This is a genomic window from Erwinia sp. ErVv1 (assembly GCF_900068895.1).
Taxonomy (GTDB): Bacteria; Pseudomonadota; Gammaproteobacteria; order Enterobacterales; family Enterobacteriaceae; genus Erwinia.
Map to the genome: position 1 here is coordinate 18,361 of NZ_CDPK01000002.1, position 16,257 is coordinate 34,617.

Annotated in this window: 18 protein-coding genes and 1 tRNA gene; 8 read left to right on the forward strand and 11 right to left on the reverse strand. The window is 52.5% G+C overall.

Annotated features, from left to right (window positions below; genetic code table 11):
• Window positions 1-229: 229 nt before the first annotated feature.
• The 3 genes from A1830_RS01605 to A1830_RS01615 form a co-directional block, all read right to left on the reverse strand.
• A tRNA-Asn gene (locus A1830_RS01605) sits at window positions 230-305 on the reverse strand.
• A gap of 101 nt (window positions 306-406) precedes the next feature.
• Window positions 407-1,195, reverse strand: a complete 789-nt coding sequence (mtfA, locus tag A1830_RS01610; protein ID WP_067700788.1) for a DgsA anti-repressor MtfA — start codon at window positions 1,193-1,195, stop codon at window positions 407-409.
• A gap of 23 nt (window positions 1,196-1,218) precedes the next feature.
• On the reverse strand, window positions 1,219-1,884 hold the full coding sequence (locus A1830_RS01615) for a hypothetical protein (RefSeq protein ID WP_067700791.1): 666 nt from the start codon (window positions 1,882-1,884) through the stop codon (window positions 1,219-1,221).
• Window positions 1,885-2,484: 600 nt separating this feature from the next.
• On the opposite strand from A1830_RS01615, the gene A1830_RS01620 reads away from it, so the two are divergent.
• The gene (locus A1830_RS01620) at window positions 2,485-3,183 is read left to right on the forward strand and encodes a phosphohydrolase (RefSeq protein WP_067700795.1); all 699 of its coding nucleotides are present in this window, start codon (window positions 2,485-2,487) and stop codon (window positions 3,181-3,183) included.
• A 104-nt stretch (window positions 3,184-3,287) separates the two neighbouring features.
• Here A1830_RS01620 and A1830_RS01625 read toward each other — a convergent pair whose 3' ends face one another.
• Window positions 3,288-3,944, reverse strand: coding sequence for an epoxyqueuosine reductase QueH (locus A1830_RS01625; protein ID WP_067700797.1), 657 nt, complete (start codon window positions 3,942-3,944; stop codon window positions 3,288-3,290).
• Window positions 3,945-4,220: 276 nt separating this feature from the next.
• Between A1830_RS01625 and A1830_RS01630 the strand changes: the two genes are divergently transcribed.
• On the forward strand, window positions 4,221-5,642 hold the full coding sequence (locus A1830_RS01630) for a DNA cytosine methyltransferase (protein ID WP_067700801.1): 1,422 nt from the start codon (window positions 4,221-4,223) through the stop codon (window positions 5,640-5,642).
• A 39-nt stretch (window positions 5,643-5,681) separates the two neighbouring features.
• Window positions 5,682-6,149, forward strand: a complete 468-nt coding sequence (locus A1830_RS01635) for a very short patch repair endonuclease (RefSeq protein WP_067700804.1) — start codon at window positions 5,682-5,684, stop codon at window positions 6,147-6,149.
• A gap of 24 nt (window positions 6,150-6,173) precedes the next feature.
• Here A1830_RS01635 and yedA read toward each other — a convergent pair whose 3' ends face one another.
• Entirely contained in the window at window positions 6,174-7,079 is a 906-nt protein-coding gene (yedA, locus tag A1830_RS01640; protein ID WP_082804087.1) for a drug/metabolite exporter YedA, read from the reverse strand.
• Window positions 7,080-7,247: 168 nt separating this feature from the next.
• Between yedA and A1830_RS01645 the strand changes: the two genes are divergently transcribed.
• From A1830_RS01645 to A1830_RS23640, 3 genes are read left to right on the forward strand one after another with little or no spacing between them, the layout of a single operon-like run.
• Window positions 7,248-7,523: a hypothetical protein gene (locus tag A1830_RS01645; protein WP_067700810.1), complete on the forward strand. Its 276-nt coding sequence runs from the start codon at window positions 7,248-7,250 to the stop codon at window positions 7,521-7,523.
• An 11-nt stretch (window positions 7,524-7,534) separates the two neighbouring features.
• Window positions 7,535-8,437, forward strand: coding sequence for a DUF808 family protein (locus A1830_RS01650; protein WP_067700813.1), 903 nt, complete (start codon window positions 7,535-7,537; stop codon window positions 8,435-8,437).
• Between the two features lie 44 nt (window positions 8,438-8,481).
• Entirely contained in the window at window positions 8,482-8,613 is a 132-nt protein-coding gene (locus tag A1830_RS23640; RefSeq protein WP_255362060.1) for a hypothetical protein, read from the forward strand.
• 173 nt (window positions 8,614-8,786) lie between these two features.
• On the opposite strand, the gene A1830_RS01655 is transcribed toward A1830_RS23640, so the two are convergent.
• Both A1830_RS01655 and A1830_RS01660 read right to left on the reverse strand, forming a co-directional pair.
• A complete protein-coding gene (locus tag A1830_RS01655) occupies window positions 8,787-10,007 on the reverse strand; it encodes a glycosyltransferase family protein (RefSeq protein WP_067700815.1) in 1,221 nt (406 codons plus the stop codon).
• Between the two features lie 34 nt (window positions 10,008-10,041).
• Complete coding sequence (locus A1830_RS01660) at window positions 10,042-10,848, reverse strand: mannosyl-3-phosphoglycerate phosphatase-related protein (protein WP_067702175.1); 807 nt, start codon at window positions 10,846-10,848, stop codon at window positions 10,042-10,044.
• A 702-nt stretch (window positions 10,849-11,550) separates the two neighbouring features.
• On the opposite strand from A1830_RS01660, the gene A1830_RS21025 reads away from it, so the two are divergent.
• Together A1830_RS21025 and dsrB are read left to right on the forward strand one after the other, a co-directional pair.
• A complete protein-coding gene (locus tag A1830_RS21025) occupies window positions 11,551-11,709 on the forward strand; it encodes a YqaE/Pmp3 family membrane protein (RefSeq protein ID WP_073980930.1) in 159 nt (52 codons plus the stop codon).
• A 72-nt stretch (window positions 11,710-11,781) separates the two neighbouring features.
• Window positions 11,782-11,979, forward strand: a complete 198-nt coding sequence (dsrB, locus tag A1830_RS01665; RefSeq protein ID WP_067700818.1) for a protein DsrB — start codon at window positions 11,782-11,784, stop codon at window positions 11,977-11,979.
• Between the two features lies 1 nt (window position 11,980).
• On the opposite strand, the gene A1830_RS01670 is transcribed toward dsrB, so the two are convergent.
• The 4 genes from A1830_RS01670 to fliQ form a co-directional block, all read right to left on the reverse strand.
• Complete coding sequence (locus A1830_RS01670) at window positions 11,981-13,684, reverse strand: methyl-accepting chemotaxis protein (RefSeq protein WP_067700821.1); 1,704 nt, start codon at window positions 13,682-13,684, stop codon at window positions 11,981-11,983.
• A gap of 166 nt (window positions 13,685-13,850) precedes the next feature.
• The gene (rcsA, locus tag A1830_RS01675) at window positions 13,851-14,486 is read right to left on the reverse strand and encodes a transcriptional regulator RcsA (RefSeq protein WP_067700824.1); all 636 of its coding nucleotides are present in this window, start codon (window positions 14,484-14,486) and stop codon (window positions 13,851-13,853) included.
• 648 nt (window positions 14,487-15,134) lie between these two features.
• On the reverse strand, window positions 15,135-15,926 hold the full coding sequence (gene fliR, locus A1830_RS01680; RefSeq protein WP_067700827.1) for a flagellar biosynthetic protein FliR: 792 nt from the start codon (window positions 15,924-15,926) through the stop codon (window positions 15,135-15,137).
• Window positions 15,926-16,195 (reverse strand): flagellar biosynthesis protein FliQ, encoded by a 270-nt coding sequence (gene fliQ, locus A1830_RS01685; protein ID WP_067700831.1) that lies wholly within the window; start codon window positions 16,193-16,195, stop codon window positions 15,926-15,928. Before fliQ ends, fliR begins: the two co-directional genes overlap by 1 nt.
• Window positions 16,196-16,257: the final 62 nt, after the last annotated feature.

Here is a 16,257-nt window from a genome sequence, read left to right on the forward strand (position 1 = left end):
AATTTAAGCCAGATGTAATCTGACAGATACCTGTATAAATAACCGGTAACTGTCAGATCAGGTCTGAGCTAATACATAATATGCACGCCTTTATCGCGTGCTGCGCCTAAGCCTTTCGGGGCTTGTTTTGAAAGAGGGTATTTCAGCTCGTAGAGAAATATGCGATAGGGCGGGAGAAACTGAAAAGCAAAAAGCCCGCTCAGGTTTCCCTGAGCGGGCTTCTCAAATTTGGCTCCTCTGACTGGACTCGAACCAGTGACATACGGATTAACAGTCCGCCGTTCTACCGACTGAACTACAGAGGAATCGGTTTCGATGGGGCGCATATTAGCGAGGGTGCCCAGGGCTGTCAACAGCAAAAAACACTTGGGCTTTCAACTGGCTGCGTTTAAAGCAACCCGCTGGCTTAATAGCCAACTTTGTCCGTATGGACCGTCGTGTTGAGCCCGAAGCGCGCCGCGGGATCCTGGCGGTAAAACCCGCTAAAGCGTCGATAGAGTGACGGGAACTGAGTATTCAGCAGATGCGGCGCGCTAAAAAAATATTCTGACAGCACCGCAAAGCACTCCGCTGGCTCGCTGGCGGCCTGGGCATCCATACTGGCCGCCGCTTCCCCCACCAGCTCGAACTCGTCCCGTATCGCGTTCATGGCCGCGTTAAGATCCTGCTCCCAGGCTGCCACTTCACTTAACGCGATAGCGGGAACGCCGTTGGTATAACCGCTTCCGCGTGAATCGAGCTTGTGAGCCACTTCATGAATCACCAGGTTAAACCCGGAAAGATCGAAGGAATCCTGCACATCCATCCAGTTTAAAACGATCGGACCCTGTAACCAGCTCTGACCGGCATGAACTGACTGCTCCCGGTGTACCAGACCATACTCATCCTGCCACTCATCGTCGACCCGGAAGGGCGCGGGATACATCAGCACTTCATTAAATCCGTCGAGCCAGTGATAACCCAGGTTTAACACCGGCAGGCTAAAAAGCAGTGCCAGCCGGGCACATTGCAGCTCATCCAGGTTTACATCCTGCAACGGCACCAGACGCTTTTGCTGCAAAAACCTGGCTGCCAGTGCGGTCAGACGCAGCTGTTCGGACCGATCGAAGCCGCGCAAAATGGGAATAGCTAACGCCTCCTGCCAGGGCAGGGGGGCGATAGCAGCATCCGGTTTTTTCCACGGCCATTTGATCATCAACCCACACTCGTTTGTTATGGTTAATTTTGTACGCGCGTAAAATCAATGACCCAAACCCAGGGATTCACCTCCCAGCTGGTGCCGCCGTACTGCAAAGCCCACTGTTTACGGTAGGCATCTTTTGAAGAGACGGCCTCATGGTGCATGGTGAAAAAATTATTCAGAAAATGAGAGTCAGTCTGTACGCCCTCAGCAATAACGTCGTCATCGCTGATATCCTGAATTTTTTCCACGCGAATCCCGGTAATCAGCAGATTGATGCGGCTTGCCCAGCGTGGCATATGAATGCCCGCCTGCCAGCCAAAATGCGGATCCTCGTCTTCGGCGTTAGAAAACTGGCTGGTATCTGCGCGATACTGACAGTAGCGCGGGTTTTTAAACTGCGCGGGCGCACGTTCGTACTCGGCTATTTCGCTTTGATCAATAAGCGGGCCACGCCAGGTTTCCCTCACCCAGAGCCTGTCGCCTGGCTGTCCGTAAGGGCAATGATAACTTAAGTTTTCCATACCCATCACCCGGTTTCCCTGCAGGTGATTACTGAGCACGTCAATACCATAACAGCCTTCATGGTTATCCTGGCCCGGCCCCAAAAACTGTGACTTCATAATGCGTCGGGTTTGTCGTTGTTGGTCAGAGAGCAGCGCTCGCACCCGTTGATCATTAAACAAAATCGGGCGTTCTTTCATGGTTTTACCCCTGTAACTTTCTGGTTGAAACGCTGATCACAGCCAAAATAAAAATACAATACAGATAAATCTGAACCTTAACCTGGCACTTAACGCTTTTGTGATGAGCGTAAATATACATTAATTATACTTCTTAATTGGCGTCTAACCAGGTTAGCACGTAAACGTTTACAATCCCCTGAGACGCTCAGTCTTATTCTTCTGGCGATATCCCTTATTTGTGTAGGGGATTATTCAGTCAACAGTTGCTTCTTTACAGTCCCTTACAGACGCGAAGGGCGTTATCAGCACTCTGCAAGAGATATGGTGCATCGGGATGCTATATCAAGTGCTTTGTGAGAATTCTAAAGCATTTTATTGAAGTAGCGGGAAACTTATTTCGCAACGTACATTATATCCGTTTAAGCATCTGCCTGAAAAACAATCAAATAATTTTTTTAGCAATAAAAAATGCAACAACGAAAAAAGTGTGTAATGGTTTAATTTAGCGTTATAAACATGATGCAGGTCTCATTTTGGCCGCCGCTTACCGCTATACCACGCAGTCGCCTGCCCTGGTCCAATGGCATCTCAAAAAGTTCAAATAATAAGGAGAAGTCTGTGTCCCTGATACTCTGGCAAAACCGCTTTGAAAGCTGGCTGCATGAAACCTGGCCTCAGGACGACAAGGCACACGATGTGGCCCACCTGCGACGCGTATGGCAGACGGCGCAGCGTATAATGAAGGGAAGCGAAGCTGATGAGCTGGTGGTGCTCACCGGCTGTTACTTTCACGATATAGTTAACCTGCCTAAAAATCACCCGGAACGGCACCTTGCTTCCGCTCAGGCTGCCGTGGAGGCGCGACGTATTTTGCAGGAGGTCTTTCCTGACTTTCCCCCACAAAAAATTGATGCGGTGACCCATGCCGTTCATGCACACAGCTTTAGCGCGGGCATAGAGGCCGAAACGCTGGAGGCAAAAATCGTTCAGGATGCCGATCGGCTTGAATCGCTGGGCGCAATAGGGCTGGCAAGGGTATTTTATGTCTCCGGTGCGCTGGGACGCTCGCTGTTTGACAGCACCGATCCGCTGGGGCGTGACAGGCCGTTAAATGATGCGGAGTGGGCGCTGGACCATTTTCAGAAGAAGCTTCTGAAATTGCCGGAGCAGATGCAAACCCCGGAAGGCCGTCGGCTGGCGGAATATAACACCCATTTTCTGGTGACCTATATGGCAAAACTGTGCGCGGAGCTGAAAGGCGATTTTTGTGGACTCGATGAGGATGTGCTGCAGGAATTTAGCCCCGGCGGGCAGTAGAAAATATGATGGGCGTCTGCGGATAAGCTTTTTATTTCTCTCCTCCCTTCCATAAAGGGTAAGGGAGGAGAGAAGAGGCAGGACCGGGTTATTTTAGCGGGTGATTACTGCTCTTCATCACCGTAATAAAGTACGCCCAGTTTAATCAGGGGGCGGCCCTGGCTTTTACGATGAAGATTGGTATCACGCAGTGAGTAGACGCAGCCGCAGTACTCCTGCTGGTAAAAGCGCTCGCGTTTGCTGATCTCTATCATGCGGGCGGAGCCGCCCTTTTTGCGCCAGTTATACTCCCAGTAAACCATATCCGGGTAGGGCGCAGCAGCGCGTACGCCGCAGCCGTTGATCTGCTCCATATTTTTCCAGCGGGAGATCCCCAGCGAGCTGGAAATGGCATCAAAGCCGTTCTCATGGGCATAAAGCGCGGTGCGTTCAAAGCGCATATCAAAGCACATGGTGCAGCGTACGCCGCGCTCCGGCTCCCACTCCATGCCTTTGGCTCTCTCAAACCAGTTATCGGTATCGTAGTCCGCATCCACAAAGGGAATACCGTGCTGTTCAGCAAAGCGGATATTTTCTTCTTTCCGCAGCAGATACTCTTTCTGCGGGTGAATGTTCGGGTTGTAGAAGAAAATGGTGTACTCAATCCCGGCTGCCTGAATGGCTTCCATCACCTCGCCCGAGCAGGGCGCGCAGCAGGAGTGCAGCAGCAGCTTTTTTGCTCCATTGGGGAGGGTCAGAAGGGGACGTGAGATTTCGCTCATGGCGGCAGGCTCCAATAGTTTCTCAAAACAGCGCTAGTGTAGGGGCGCAGAAGGAAGATGTCACGGTCACAGGTGCCGGGAATGGGAAAAAGGCGTTCCTGCGAACAAAAATCTCTCCTGGGGCCGGGTGTTAAGCCCTGATTAAGACAGCAGATGATAGCAGTTGGAAGGTGAATACAGATTCAGGCAGCCTGGAACAGTTAAAGGATGCTTCCCCCTGGCTCCGGGACAGTTAAGTGATAGACTGTCACGCGTTTAACACTTAACTGAGTCATTATGAACGAGATTGATAGTGCAGCGTTGCTGCTGACCGGGCAGACAAGCGAGCAGGATCGGAAGAAATTTGAGCAGGATCGTCTGCTGCTCCAGCGGGTGCTGGAGATCTACGACCCGCAAACCGTTGCCCGGGCGCTGCGTGAACCGGGTCAGCATGAGTGGACGCGCGAAGCGCTCAATCGCTGGGCGAAGGGTAACAGCGCGGCCAAACCGCTTACCGAAGCAGAACTGAGCCAACTCCGGCAAATGCTGCCTTCGCCCCCGGCACATCACCCTGATTACGCGTTCCGCTTTATCGACTTGTTTGCCGGTATTGGCGGTATTCGCAGCGGTTTTGAAGCGGCGGGCGGGCAGTGCGTGTTCACCAGTGAGTGGAATAAATTCTCGGTGCGTACCTATAAAGCCAACTGGTACTGCTGTCCCGAGTCACATACCTTCAATCAGGATATTCGCGATGTGACCCTGAGCAATGATGCCAGCGTCAGCGAACAGCAGGCTTACCAGCATATTGACCAGCAGGTTCCCGATCACGATGTTCTGCTGGCCGGTTTTCCCTGCCAGCCGTTTTCGCTGGCGGGCGTCTCCAAGAAAAATGCGCTGGGGCGCGCGCATGGATTTGAGTGCGAGGCGCAGGGCACGTTATTTTTCGACGTTGCCCGCATTATTACCGCCAAGAAACCGGCCATTTTCGTGCTGGAAAACGTTAAAAACCTTAAGAGTCACGATAAGGGTAAAACCTTCCGCATCATCATGGATACCCTGGATGAGCTGGGCTATGACGTGGCTGACGCGAACATCAGCGGCGCGAAGGATCCTAAAATCGTCGACGGCCAGCATTTCCTGCCGCAGCACCGTGAACGTATCGTGCTGGTGGGCTTTCGCCGCGATCTTCAACTGCCGTCCTTTAGCCTGGACGCGCTTTCGTCACTCTATCCTGCGCGCAGGACGCCGTTAAGGGCGCTGCTCGAACCCTCAGTCGAGGCAAAATACATTCTGACGCCGACGCTGTGGAAGTATCTTTATCAGTATGCGAAAAAACACCAGGCGAAGGGGAATGGTTTCGGCTACGGCCTGGTGGATCCGCAGCGGGAAAACGGCGTGGTGCGCACCCTCTCTGCGCGCTATTACAAAGACGGGTCGGAGATCCTGATTGACCGTGGCTGGGACAGGGCGCTGGGCGAACGCGATTTTGATAATGCCGAAAACCAGCAGCGTCGCCCGCGCCGCCTGACGCCGCGCGAGTGCGCCCGTCTGATGGGGTTTGAACAGCCTGACGGCTATCGCTTCCGCATCCCGGTTTCCGATACTCAGGCCTATCGTCAGTTTGGCAACTCGGTAGTGGTACCGGCCTTTGCGGCCATCGCCAGGCTTTTGCTGCCGTGGATAACACAGGCCGTCGGGCAGCGTCGGGATCGCCTGTAAGTCTGCGTCTATACTTAGCCAGGGCATAAGGAGATTGTGATGGCTGATGTACACTCCGCGGAAATTCGCACTAAAAATATGCGCGCAATCGGCACGCGAGATACGGCAATAGAAAACCGGCTTGCCGAACTGCTGGCAGACCAGGGTTTTAGCTTTGACGTTCAGGATAAAACCCTGCCTGGCCGTCCCGATTTTGTGCTGAGCCAGTATCAGGCCATTATCTTTACACACGGCTGCTTCTGGCATCACCATCACTGCCATCTCTTTAAGGTGCCGGCGACGCGCACCCAATTCTGGATGGCGAAGATAGGGGGGAACGTCGAGCGCGACCGGCGCTATATTCAGCAGCTTACCGACGAAGGCTGGAAGGTGATGGTGGTGTGGGAGTGCGCCCTGCGGGGTAAAACCCGACTTGAGCAGGGCGCGCTACAGTCCCGGCTGGAAGAGTGGATCTGTGCCGGGAGCGGGAATGCGGAAATCGACGCATTCGGCATCCATCAGATGTAACTCTGCCGCCAGGCGGCAGGTGAGTCATTCACAGCGACGGACTTTGGGCGCGGCTGGGAACAGGTACTTACCCAGCGTGACCAGGATAACCGCCAGGACAATTGTCGCCAGCGCCAGCCATTCGCGCGAGCTCAGGCTTTCACCGCCGAAGCCAATGCCAAGCAGTACGGCAACCACCGGATTAACATAGGCATAGCTGGTGGCAACAGCGGGTGTTACGTTGCGGATCAGAAACATATAGGCGTTAATCGCAATCACGGAACCAAACAGGCTCAGGTAGCCAAGCGCCAGCATCCCCTGTAGCGAAGGCGGGGCGCTAAGTTTTTCACCATACAGCTGGCTGGCTATCAGCAGCACAACCCCCGCCGTAAGCATTTCTATTGCCCCCGCCATCATCCCCTGCGGCAGGGTGATCCGTGAGCCCCATACCGAACCAAACGCCCAGCTGACTGAACCCAGCATAATTATCGCGCCCCACGGTGAGCTGCCCAGATGACCGCCGCTGTTCAGCAGAATTATCCCCACCAGCCCGACGGCAATGCCCAGCCATTCAATCCAGCGGGTCTGGATGCCGAAAAGGCGGCTGAAGCACAGGGCAAACAGGGGGACGGTTGCCACCATGACGGCGGCAATGCCGGATGGCACGTTCTGATGCTCCGCGACCGTTACGGTCCCGTTGCCAATCGCCAGCAGCATTATGCCCACCAGCGCAGCGTTCCCCGCTGCCCGCCATGAGGGGAGTTTCTCACCGCGCAGTAACAGATAAAGCGACAGCACCCCCCCTGCCAGCAGAAAGCGCAGGCCAGCCATCATCATCGGCGGCCAGCTCTGTACGCCGATGCGGATCACGAAGTAGGTCGATCCCCAGATAAAGTAAAGCGCGAACAAGGCGATAAGTAGCGGGAGAAGAGTAGGGGAGCGGCGTAGCATGATTTTCTTCATAATTGTTAATGGTAGGTTAACTTAACGCTAATTTCTCCGTTCAACCAGATGAATTGCCGCTTTTTTTTCCTCTTCAACAGATTCGGAGAAGACAATTTGCATCTCTCGTTCATAATTGCTTAGATCACACTCTTTAACATTCTCTCACGGTGGATGATGGGCAGTATCAAACTTACGGTGCGTCGGCTCTACAAAATCGACGGCGAGCGCATGGTCGGGACGCAGGCCACGGCGCGTATTTTTGTCGGCGACAGGCTGGTGGCGACGGAAGACGTCACCGGCATGACGGAAAGCCCGGTCAGCAAATATCTGCATCATCAGGAAGCCGACGGGCAACCGGTACGGGTCGAGTGGGAGTGTGACGGCATCGCCGATATGGCGGTGGTAGAGATGCAGGTATGTCCCTGCTGTCAACATGATGGACATGAATAAGGAAGGGTATTTTGGCAGGAAGTAGCTTACTGACGCTATTGGATGATATTTCCACGCTGCTGGACGATATTTCCGTAATGGGAAAAGTCGCAGCAAAGAAAACGGCTGGCGTTTTGGGCGACGATCTCTCGCTTAATGCCCAGCAGGTGAGCGGCGTTAAGGCTAACCGTGAAATCCCCGTGGTCTGGGGCGTGGCAAAAGGATCGTTTCTGAATAAGCTGATACTGGTGCCGCTGGCGCTGATTATCAGCACCTGGGCACCCTGGGCGATAACCCCTCTGCTGATGCTTGGCGGGGCCTACCTCAGCTATGAGGGGATGGAGAAAGTCATCCACAGCCTGAGTAAAGACAAATCAGAGCACTCGCCCGAGGCCCGCGAGAAACGGCTGCAAAATCTCACTCAGCAAAATGCGGCTGAGTTCGAGAAGAAAAAGATCAAAGGGGCCGTGCGCACCGACTTTATCCTCTCCGCAGAAATTGTTGCCATTACGCTGGGTATTGTCTCAGAAGCGCCACTCTTAAATCAGGTCCTGATCCTGTCTGGTATTGCGATACTGGTGACTATCGGCGTTTACGGTATCGTGGCCGGCATTGTCAAAATAGATGACCTGGGGCTGTGGCTGAAAGAGAAACCCTCATCGCTGGCACAGGGTATTGGTGGTGCGCTGCTGGCAATGGCCCCGTGGATGATGAAGATCCTCACCGTGGTCGGTACGCTGGCAATGTTTCTGGTGGGGGGCGGGATTATCGTGCATGGCGTTCACGCACTGGCGCAGCTTATTGAAGGTTACACCAGCGGCTTTAGCGGGTTGACCGCTTCTCTGCTAACCAATCTGGCCAGCCTGCTTGTCGGGATGGTGGTGGGGTCGATTGTGCTGCTGGTGGTAAATCTGATTGCCAGAGTACGCCGTTAATCAGTATAAAGAGCAGCTGAGCCGCTACCGTTTACGGAGAACCCATGAAAGACGATATTTTTGAATTTGATATTGATGCGCAGCTGGAACAGGCTGAAGCCAATGCCCGCAAAAAGGCCGCGGAAGTGCCTGAAGAACTCAGTGATGAAGCGGACTGCGAAGGCTGCAAAATCTGATTGTTCTGGCGCCTGAGCGGACAAAAAAAGCGAGTAAGGTGACTTACTCGCTTTTTTATTGCCGCGATTGATTGCAGCCTATATTCGCCATTCGCCATTCGCCATTCGCCATTCGCCATTCGCCATTCGCTATTCGGCATTCGGCATTCGCTATTTGCGCTTGCCGCAGCACCCTACACCTTGCCTGCGTTGTCCTCTTCAACGGCCTGATAGATACGATGTAAAATATCGGGGAAAGCAGACTGTACCCGGCTCCAGCTGGGGATAAACGGCTTCTCATTGGGCCGCTCGATAAACGACTGTCCCGCCTCCAGAATCGACTGGGTGAACATCTCTACCGCCGCTTCTTCCGCATGCTGGTCGAACTTCAGGCCATTCATCGTGGCCTCATGATGGTAAATTTCCATCATATCCAGTGCGTTGCGGTAGTAGGTCGCTTTCAGTACGCGGAACGAATCGCTGGTCAGATTCACCCCCATCGTCGCCATCTTACGCAGCAGGGACTGGACGATATCGTTACTCATTCTGCGCAGTCCGCCGGTGCCGTTCTCCTCCGACAGGGGCTGATGCTTGTGGTCATAGTTATCGGCAATTTCGACCTGGCAGCTCTGCCGGGTGGTGTAGTTACGATAAATTTCGGACAGCACGCCGATTTCCAGCCCCCAGTCCCCGGGGATTTTAATGCCATTCAGCACGTGGGTGCGCATGGCAAACTCACCCGAAAGCGGATAGCGGAAGCTGGTGAGGTAGTCCAGGTATTCAGAATGGCCATATACTTTTTGGAGCGATCGCAGAAGCGGGCCAACCAGCAGGCGGCCAACCCGCCCGTTAAGCTTGTTATCAGCGACCCGGGCATAGAAGCCTTTGCAAAATTCATACTGAAAAGCGGGGTTAGCCAGGGGGTAGAGCAGGCGGGCCAGCATACCGCGCTCATAGGTGACAATGTCACAATCATGCAGTGCCACGCAGGACGAGCGATCGGATGCCAGCGTATAACCCGTACAGAACCAGACATTACGGCCTTTACCTGGCTGGGCGGGCGACAGCCCTTCTTTATCCAGCTCGGCATCCAGCGCCTTCAGGCGGGGGCCATCATTCCACAGAATACGGTGACGCTGGGGCAGGCGAGAGAAAAACTCACGCGCGTGGAGAAACTGCTCCCGATCGGCCTGGTCGAGGCCAATCACGATCTCCTCAAGATAGGGAACCTTTGCCAGCTCATCAACAATATGACCCAGCGCCGGCCCTTCCAGCTCCGAAAAAAGCGAGGGCAGAATGAGCGCCATTTTTCTTTTCTCAGAAAAACGGACTAAATCCTTTTCAAGGTCTTCAACGGGCCTGGCGGTCAGATTATGAAAATTAGTTATTACCCCATTCTGGAAAAAATCACTCATTGCATTCCCCTTAAAACGGTGCGAGCAGGCAACCTTAATCCCGGGTGATAAAATGTGTCAGCCCTTCGCTCCAGCCTTGTGGACCGAAGTGCGTACTGTGAAAGATATTCTCGCTATCGCGTCGTAACAGTCTGACGGGTGTTTTACTGTAGCCTTTGATAATGACGGCGTAATCGGTGTTCTCAAGCATTGGCGCGTCGTTAGGGCCATCTCCCAGCCCGACGGTAAGGTAGCGCGATGAGGAAGGCGGAGAGAGATGCTCAAGTAACCACGCCAGCGCGGCGCCTTTTCCGCTTCCCTGACTCATGACATGCCAGAACCGGCCTCCCTGTACCAGTTCAAGCCCTTCATCGGCAAGCCAGAGTTGAAACAGGGTGAATTTTTCCGGCGTGTCGCGCCAGATAATACTCTCTGAGCCCTGGCGCTGTTTCGCCAGCAGAGCATCATGCGGGCTGAGCCCCGTCCAGTCCGCAACCTCCTTTTGCGTGACATCGGCGAAGCCAATGAATTTAGCATTATACCGGCTTCGGAGCTGGTCCAGCCTGTCGCATAGCGCAGCGTACTCCAGACCCTGCTGGGCCACTGGCGGCACGCTACCCATGCTGCCACCGTCGACAATCGCGCCATTTTCACTGATAAATGGCATGCCGGTAATGCCTAACGCGCGCTGCAGCGGCGCGATCTCCGCCGCCGTTTTACTGGAGCAAATCACCACCGGGATCTCAGCCCCAATAAGGCGGTCCAGCCAGGCCTGTGCGGGCTCCCAGCTGTAGGTGTGGTGATCGAGCAGTGAGCCATCCAAATCGGTGACTATCATCAGCGGGTCTGAAAGTCTGGGCATAGCCATTACCTCCTCAAGCAGTCTGATGTAAAAATGCTGCATTATCATTACAGTATAGCGCCGACTGGCAATTGAGTAGGGTGGCTTTATCTCAGCACGCAGGAGAAAAGGCCTGGGTGTTAGGAATACTCTTAAAAAATTAACTCAGAGAGTGAATACCCCTTCTTTAAGAAAGTGTTTATCAGCTCGGGTGTGGCAAGGCAGAGAAAGGAAAAAGCTTTACAGAAAAGTACTCACTGTACAGTTACGGGCAGGTTATTCAGATTTATCTTAGTTGTGAAATTCGTTATCATTTTCAGGTCAGAGAATTTCTCTGTACCGAATTTCATTATCATGAATTTTCATTCCCGGCCACTGGCCGGGATTTTTTTGCCTGTTACCCGGGAATGAAAAAATGCTTATTTGTAAGGGCGTCGCCATAAGGCATTTTACAGAACAGGCAGGTTTCGCCAGGCGAAAAAAAGCCCGCGCTGCGCGGGCAAAAATCCTTGTTACTTTTTAGGTTGACTGCGCCTTTGGGGTTGGTGCAGTGAATACAGTGTAAGCGCCCGCCCTGTCAAAAGTCTGCCTGCGAAACGTTAAGAAAACGAAAATCTCCGGGCCCTGCCCGGTAACGGCACCTGCCGGGTAGTTGGCGGCTTTGTCGTAAAGGTCTATAATTATCAGTGTATTATAAATTTCATTCAACGCTTTGGAGGTAAAATGGATTTTTTACGTATCGTAGTGGCTATTCTTCTTCCTCCGCTGGGCGTGTTTATGCAGGTCGGATTCGGCGGGGCTTTCTGGCTGAATATTCTGCTGACGCTTTGTGGTTACATCCCCGGTATCGTCCATGCGGTATGGATTATTGCCCGGCGCTAAGCGCGGGTATCCTGCGCTGTGTAAGGCGGTTGTAATAAGGTAAACTTCAGGGATTAACCACGGGAGAAACGAATGAATGTTAACGATCGGGTGACGGTGAAAACTGACGGCGGGCCACGGCGGCCGGGCAGGGTGCTGGCCGTGGAGGATTTCAGTGAGGGAACCATGTACCTGGTGTCACTGGATGATTACCCCATGGGCATCTGGTTCTTTAATGAAATTGGCCATCAGGACGGGATTTTTGTTGAACCGCATCCCGACAGCCCGTGAGTTAAAATCTCTCCCAGTTGCCAGCTTCAGCCAGCGCTGGACGGGCAGGGGTCGGTAGCAACGGCCTGTCAGACTTCATGACGACCGGAACAGTATTTTGCGTCGCGCTGTCGCTCAGATGGAAGGCCGCCACGGCCTGCGTCAGCCGCGAAGCCTGCTCCTCCAGTGCCGCCGCCGCCGCTGAGGCTTCCTCTACCAGGGAAGCATTCTGCTGCGTCACGTTATCCATCTCCGTTACCGCCAGGCTCACCTGCTGAATACCCCGACTTTGCTCGTCGGAGGCTGCCGCTATTTCGGCCATGATATCCGTTACCCGGCGGACCGCGCCGACGATGCCGGTCATCGTCTCACCCGCCTGGCCCACCTGAGTAGATCCTTTATCAATCAGTCCGACCGACTCTGCAATTAACGCTTCAATCTCCTTCGCCGCACTCGCGCTGCGCTGGGCAAGGCTGCGGACCTCACTGGCCACCACGGCGAAGCCGCGACCCTGCTCACCGGCTCTGGCCGCTTCAACGGCCGCATTGAGCGCCAGAATATTGGTCTGAAAGGCGATGCTGTTAATGACGGTGGTGATCTCTGCGATCTTCTTCGAGCTGCCGGAAATACTGTTCATCGTCCCTATTACGCCGGAAACGATATCTCCTCCTTCGCGTGCCTTAGTGGAGGCATCCGCTGCCAGCTGGCTGGCATGGTGGGCGTTATCGGCGTTCTGCTTAACGGTGGCCGTTAACTGCTCCATACTGGCCGCCGTCTCTTCAAGGGCCGCAGCCTGCTGTTCGGTCCGGGAAGAGAGGTCGGTATTTCCGGCAGATATTTCGCCTGAACCCTGATAAATCGCGATGGCACCTTCCCTGACGCTGCCTACCGTTTTGACCAAAGCCTGCTGCATGGTTTGCAGATTGCTGCTGAGCGTGCCAATTTCGCTGTTTCCCCACTGCTGCAATGGCACGGTCAAATCGCCATGGGAGATGCGTTCAATACGATCTACGGCCTGTCGAAGTGGTGTAATAACAATACGACGCAGGAATACAAAGGTTGCCAGCGTTAGCAGCAGTGCCGCGCCAAAGGCACAGGCCATCATAATAAAGCTCAGGTGCGTCTGCGCCTGAGCAATCTGGTTAATATGCTCTGACCGCTGCGTGCGAATCTTTATTGCCTTTAGCAATATCTCGTTATAGGCGTCATCCATTTTACGGGTGTTATCTGTTTCCTGGGCGATAACCCCTTCAAAGCTGCCGTCTTTTGCACTTTTCACCATGGGCAGCAGGCCCTGATTAAGATAAGTATCAAAGCGATGGGTAAGCTCCGCGTCCAACGCCTGATCGTCTGCCGTTTTTACCCGACGTTGCAGATAGCTCTTGAAACTGTCTGACGCCAGCCGGATGCGGTTCTCGCTCTGACCCAGAGAAGCATTGAATGTGTCCATCTCGCCAATTCTCGCCGCAGCGGCAGCGTGAATAATATTAAGGCGCGCGGTGCGCAGGTGGCTTGAGCTGTTGGAGATGGCCATGCGAACCTGAATCTCTTCGGTCACGTCTTTTAACGAATGATTACTCTGGATCAAAAAATAGCTGGCGAGGGCAATACAGAGGGCAAATAACAGCAAAATTCCGCCAAGAATGGCAGAAAAGAGAGGAACGAGACGAATGTGCTGCCAGAAACTGACCCGGTTTGATTCAACACTGAGGTTAATTGGTTTCATATCCTTTGGCTCTTAGTTTGTAGTAAGCGAAGCGGAGCTTCGGTCTGTCTACAAATCATCGGCAGCGGAATGAAAAGGCTTAAGGCAGAAAATGAGACGCAGTTAACAAAATGAGGCGATAGTACAAAAGAAACTGCCGACTTTCGTCGGCAGTTTCCTGGCGGGACTATCTCACATTGACATAGATACCGCTGGTAACGTTATCCGTCAGGCGGACAACGTGGTAAATAACCTGTTTATTGTGCGTTTTGATTTTACGTTTAATATTCCCCTTATGAGAGGAAACGGTTTTGGCCTTAATTTGCATTTTATCCGATATTTGAATCGTATCGTGGCCAGACATCCACATCTTTAGCATATTCGACTCGGTCTGACTCAGCGTCAAGGGGTGAACCTCGAAAGCGGTTGAGTAGCGAGGTGAAACGTTCACGCGTTTTTGAAAATACGAATGTAATAATGTATCCAGCGTTGCAGGCTTAACTGATTTCGACGTAATGATCAGATTTTTGCGGACGTAAAGATACTCTTCAAAATGAATATTCGAAATAGCCATGAAAATGAAAAATAACGTATCAGGGTTTTGAAGAATAATATTTCTTATGCGCTGGCTGGCATCCGCCTCATGAATGAAACAGTCTTCATTAATAAATACCACGCCGGGCTGACTCTGTTCGCATTTATCCAGCAGCTGATCAATGTCGCTTACAGTGGATATATTTTTCTTTTTTACACCTTTCGCTGACATGTAATCCGTTAGCCCGAGCCGTGTATAGCTGCATGAATCCATTATAATTGTTGGCATTATTGCAACCCTCACCAAATTGTTATCCGTTTAAATCAACGATGAATTACGCGTTTGTGTAGTTTCGAGAGTAAATTATTCAAATTACGATCTTGTTATTATCACTCATTCAGCCTGTTTACCTGCCTGCGTTGAGGCGTCGAAACGGGCTTTTTTGGTTACCTGAGTCTTCGGAACAGACGACAAAAATCCTGGCAGCACGATGAAAAACGCAGTTTTTCAGAGCAACTGATGGATAATTTGTTTTTGTACAGCATACCGTCCGATTCCTGAGACGCTGGTCACTATCGCGCAGAACGCAAGAAATACTGATAGGATTAATCCTAAAAAACATTCAGCCTGCGAATGAGTGCCGCTGAAAAGTGCGTTGACAATGCCGCAAAACGCAGTTTGATACAAGAAAAACCGCATCAAATGAAATTTCCAGTAAAAACAGACGGTTGTTTGACGCACCTTTGCTGTCGCTTAGGTCACGATCCACCCGTTTCGTTAATTAAAATACGCTAATTGCGTTTTAATAAGAATAATTTTCATTGCAGAGGGGGCTTTATCAGAATTTCCTTAAGTAAATTCTGATAAAGAAAGTCTGAAAAGCGGAATAACACATCTTCATGGCTTAACTATGAAACCCTGTTATAGAAGTGATAGTTAAGGTCGGGCTTGTGGTATTTCACTTAATATGCTGGAGAGTAAATCAAATACTTCACTGAACAGATGCTCGCAGAACGGGGCCAGCAGGGGCATCATCAGGCTCAGAAACACCAGACCCAAGGATAAGGTGACGGGGAAGCCAATAGCAAAAACCGATAGCTGTGGTGAAACACGGTTTAACAAACCCAGGGCCAAATTTAGCGTGAGGAGGAGAGTTATCAGCGGTAGCGCTAATCGTAGACCGTTAAGGAAAATTAGACTGGCCGCTTTGGTCAGCGCAAGGAAAGCATTGCCGTTAACCGGCTCGCCGCCGATGGGCAGAGTGTGAAAACTGTCTGCCAGCATGGATATCAGCCAAAGATGACCGTTAAAGGTTAAGAACAGCAGCATAACCAGAAGATCGAGAAAGCGTGCCAGCACTGGCATGTTCAGTCTGCTGGCCGGATCGAAAAAGGTCGCGAAAGACAGGCCCATTTGCAGCCCTATCACTTCTCCCGCCGTTCTGACGGCAGCAAAGGCGAACTGCATGGTAAAGCCAATGGCGATGCCGATCAGAATCTGCTGGATCAGCAGCCAGAACCCGCCCGCTGAAAACAAGGTTACCGTAGTAGGGGGTAAAGAGGGGATCAGGGTCCAGGTGATCATCAGGCCCAGACCGATTTTGACCTTTTTACCGATCGATTTTTCGCTCAGCAGCGGCGCCGTCATGATGAGAGCCATTACCCTGGCTAATGGCCAAAACAGCTGGCCCAGCCATATCATCAGCTGACTGCTGTCAAAAGTTATCATTAGCCGATCATATTCGGCAGGTTGGTAAACAGGGTGCGCATATAGTCCAGCACCAGGTTCAACATCCACGGACCGGCGACAACCATGGTGGCGACCACGGCCAGGATTTTGGGAATAAATGACAGCGTTTGCTCATTTATCTGCGTCGCCGCCTGTAGCAGGCTGATAATCAGCCCGCTGGCCAGCGCGGCCAGCAGCAGCGGGGCGGCCAGCGCCAGCGCAACCTGCATCGCATCGTGACCAATAACCATTACCGATTCAGGTGTCATCGCGACTCCACATTAATAGAAAACTTACCGGAATAAACTGCCTGACGTTACTCAGCACCAGA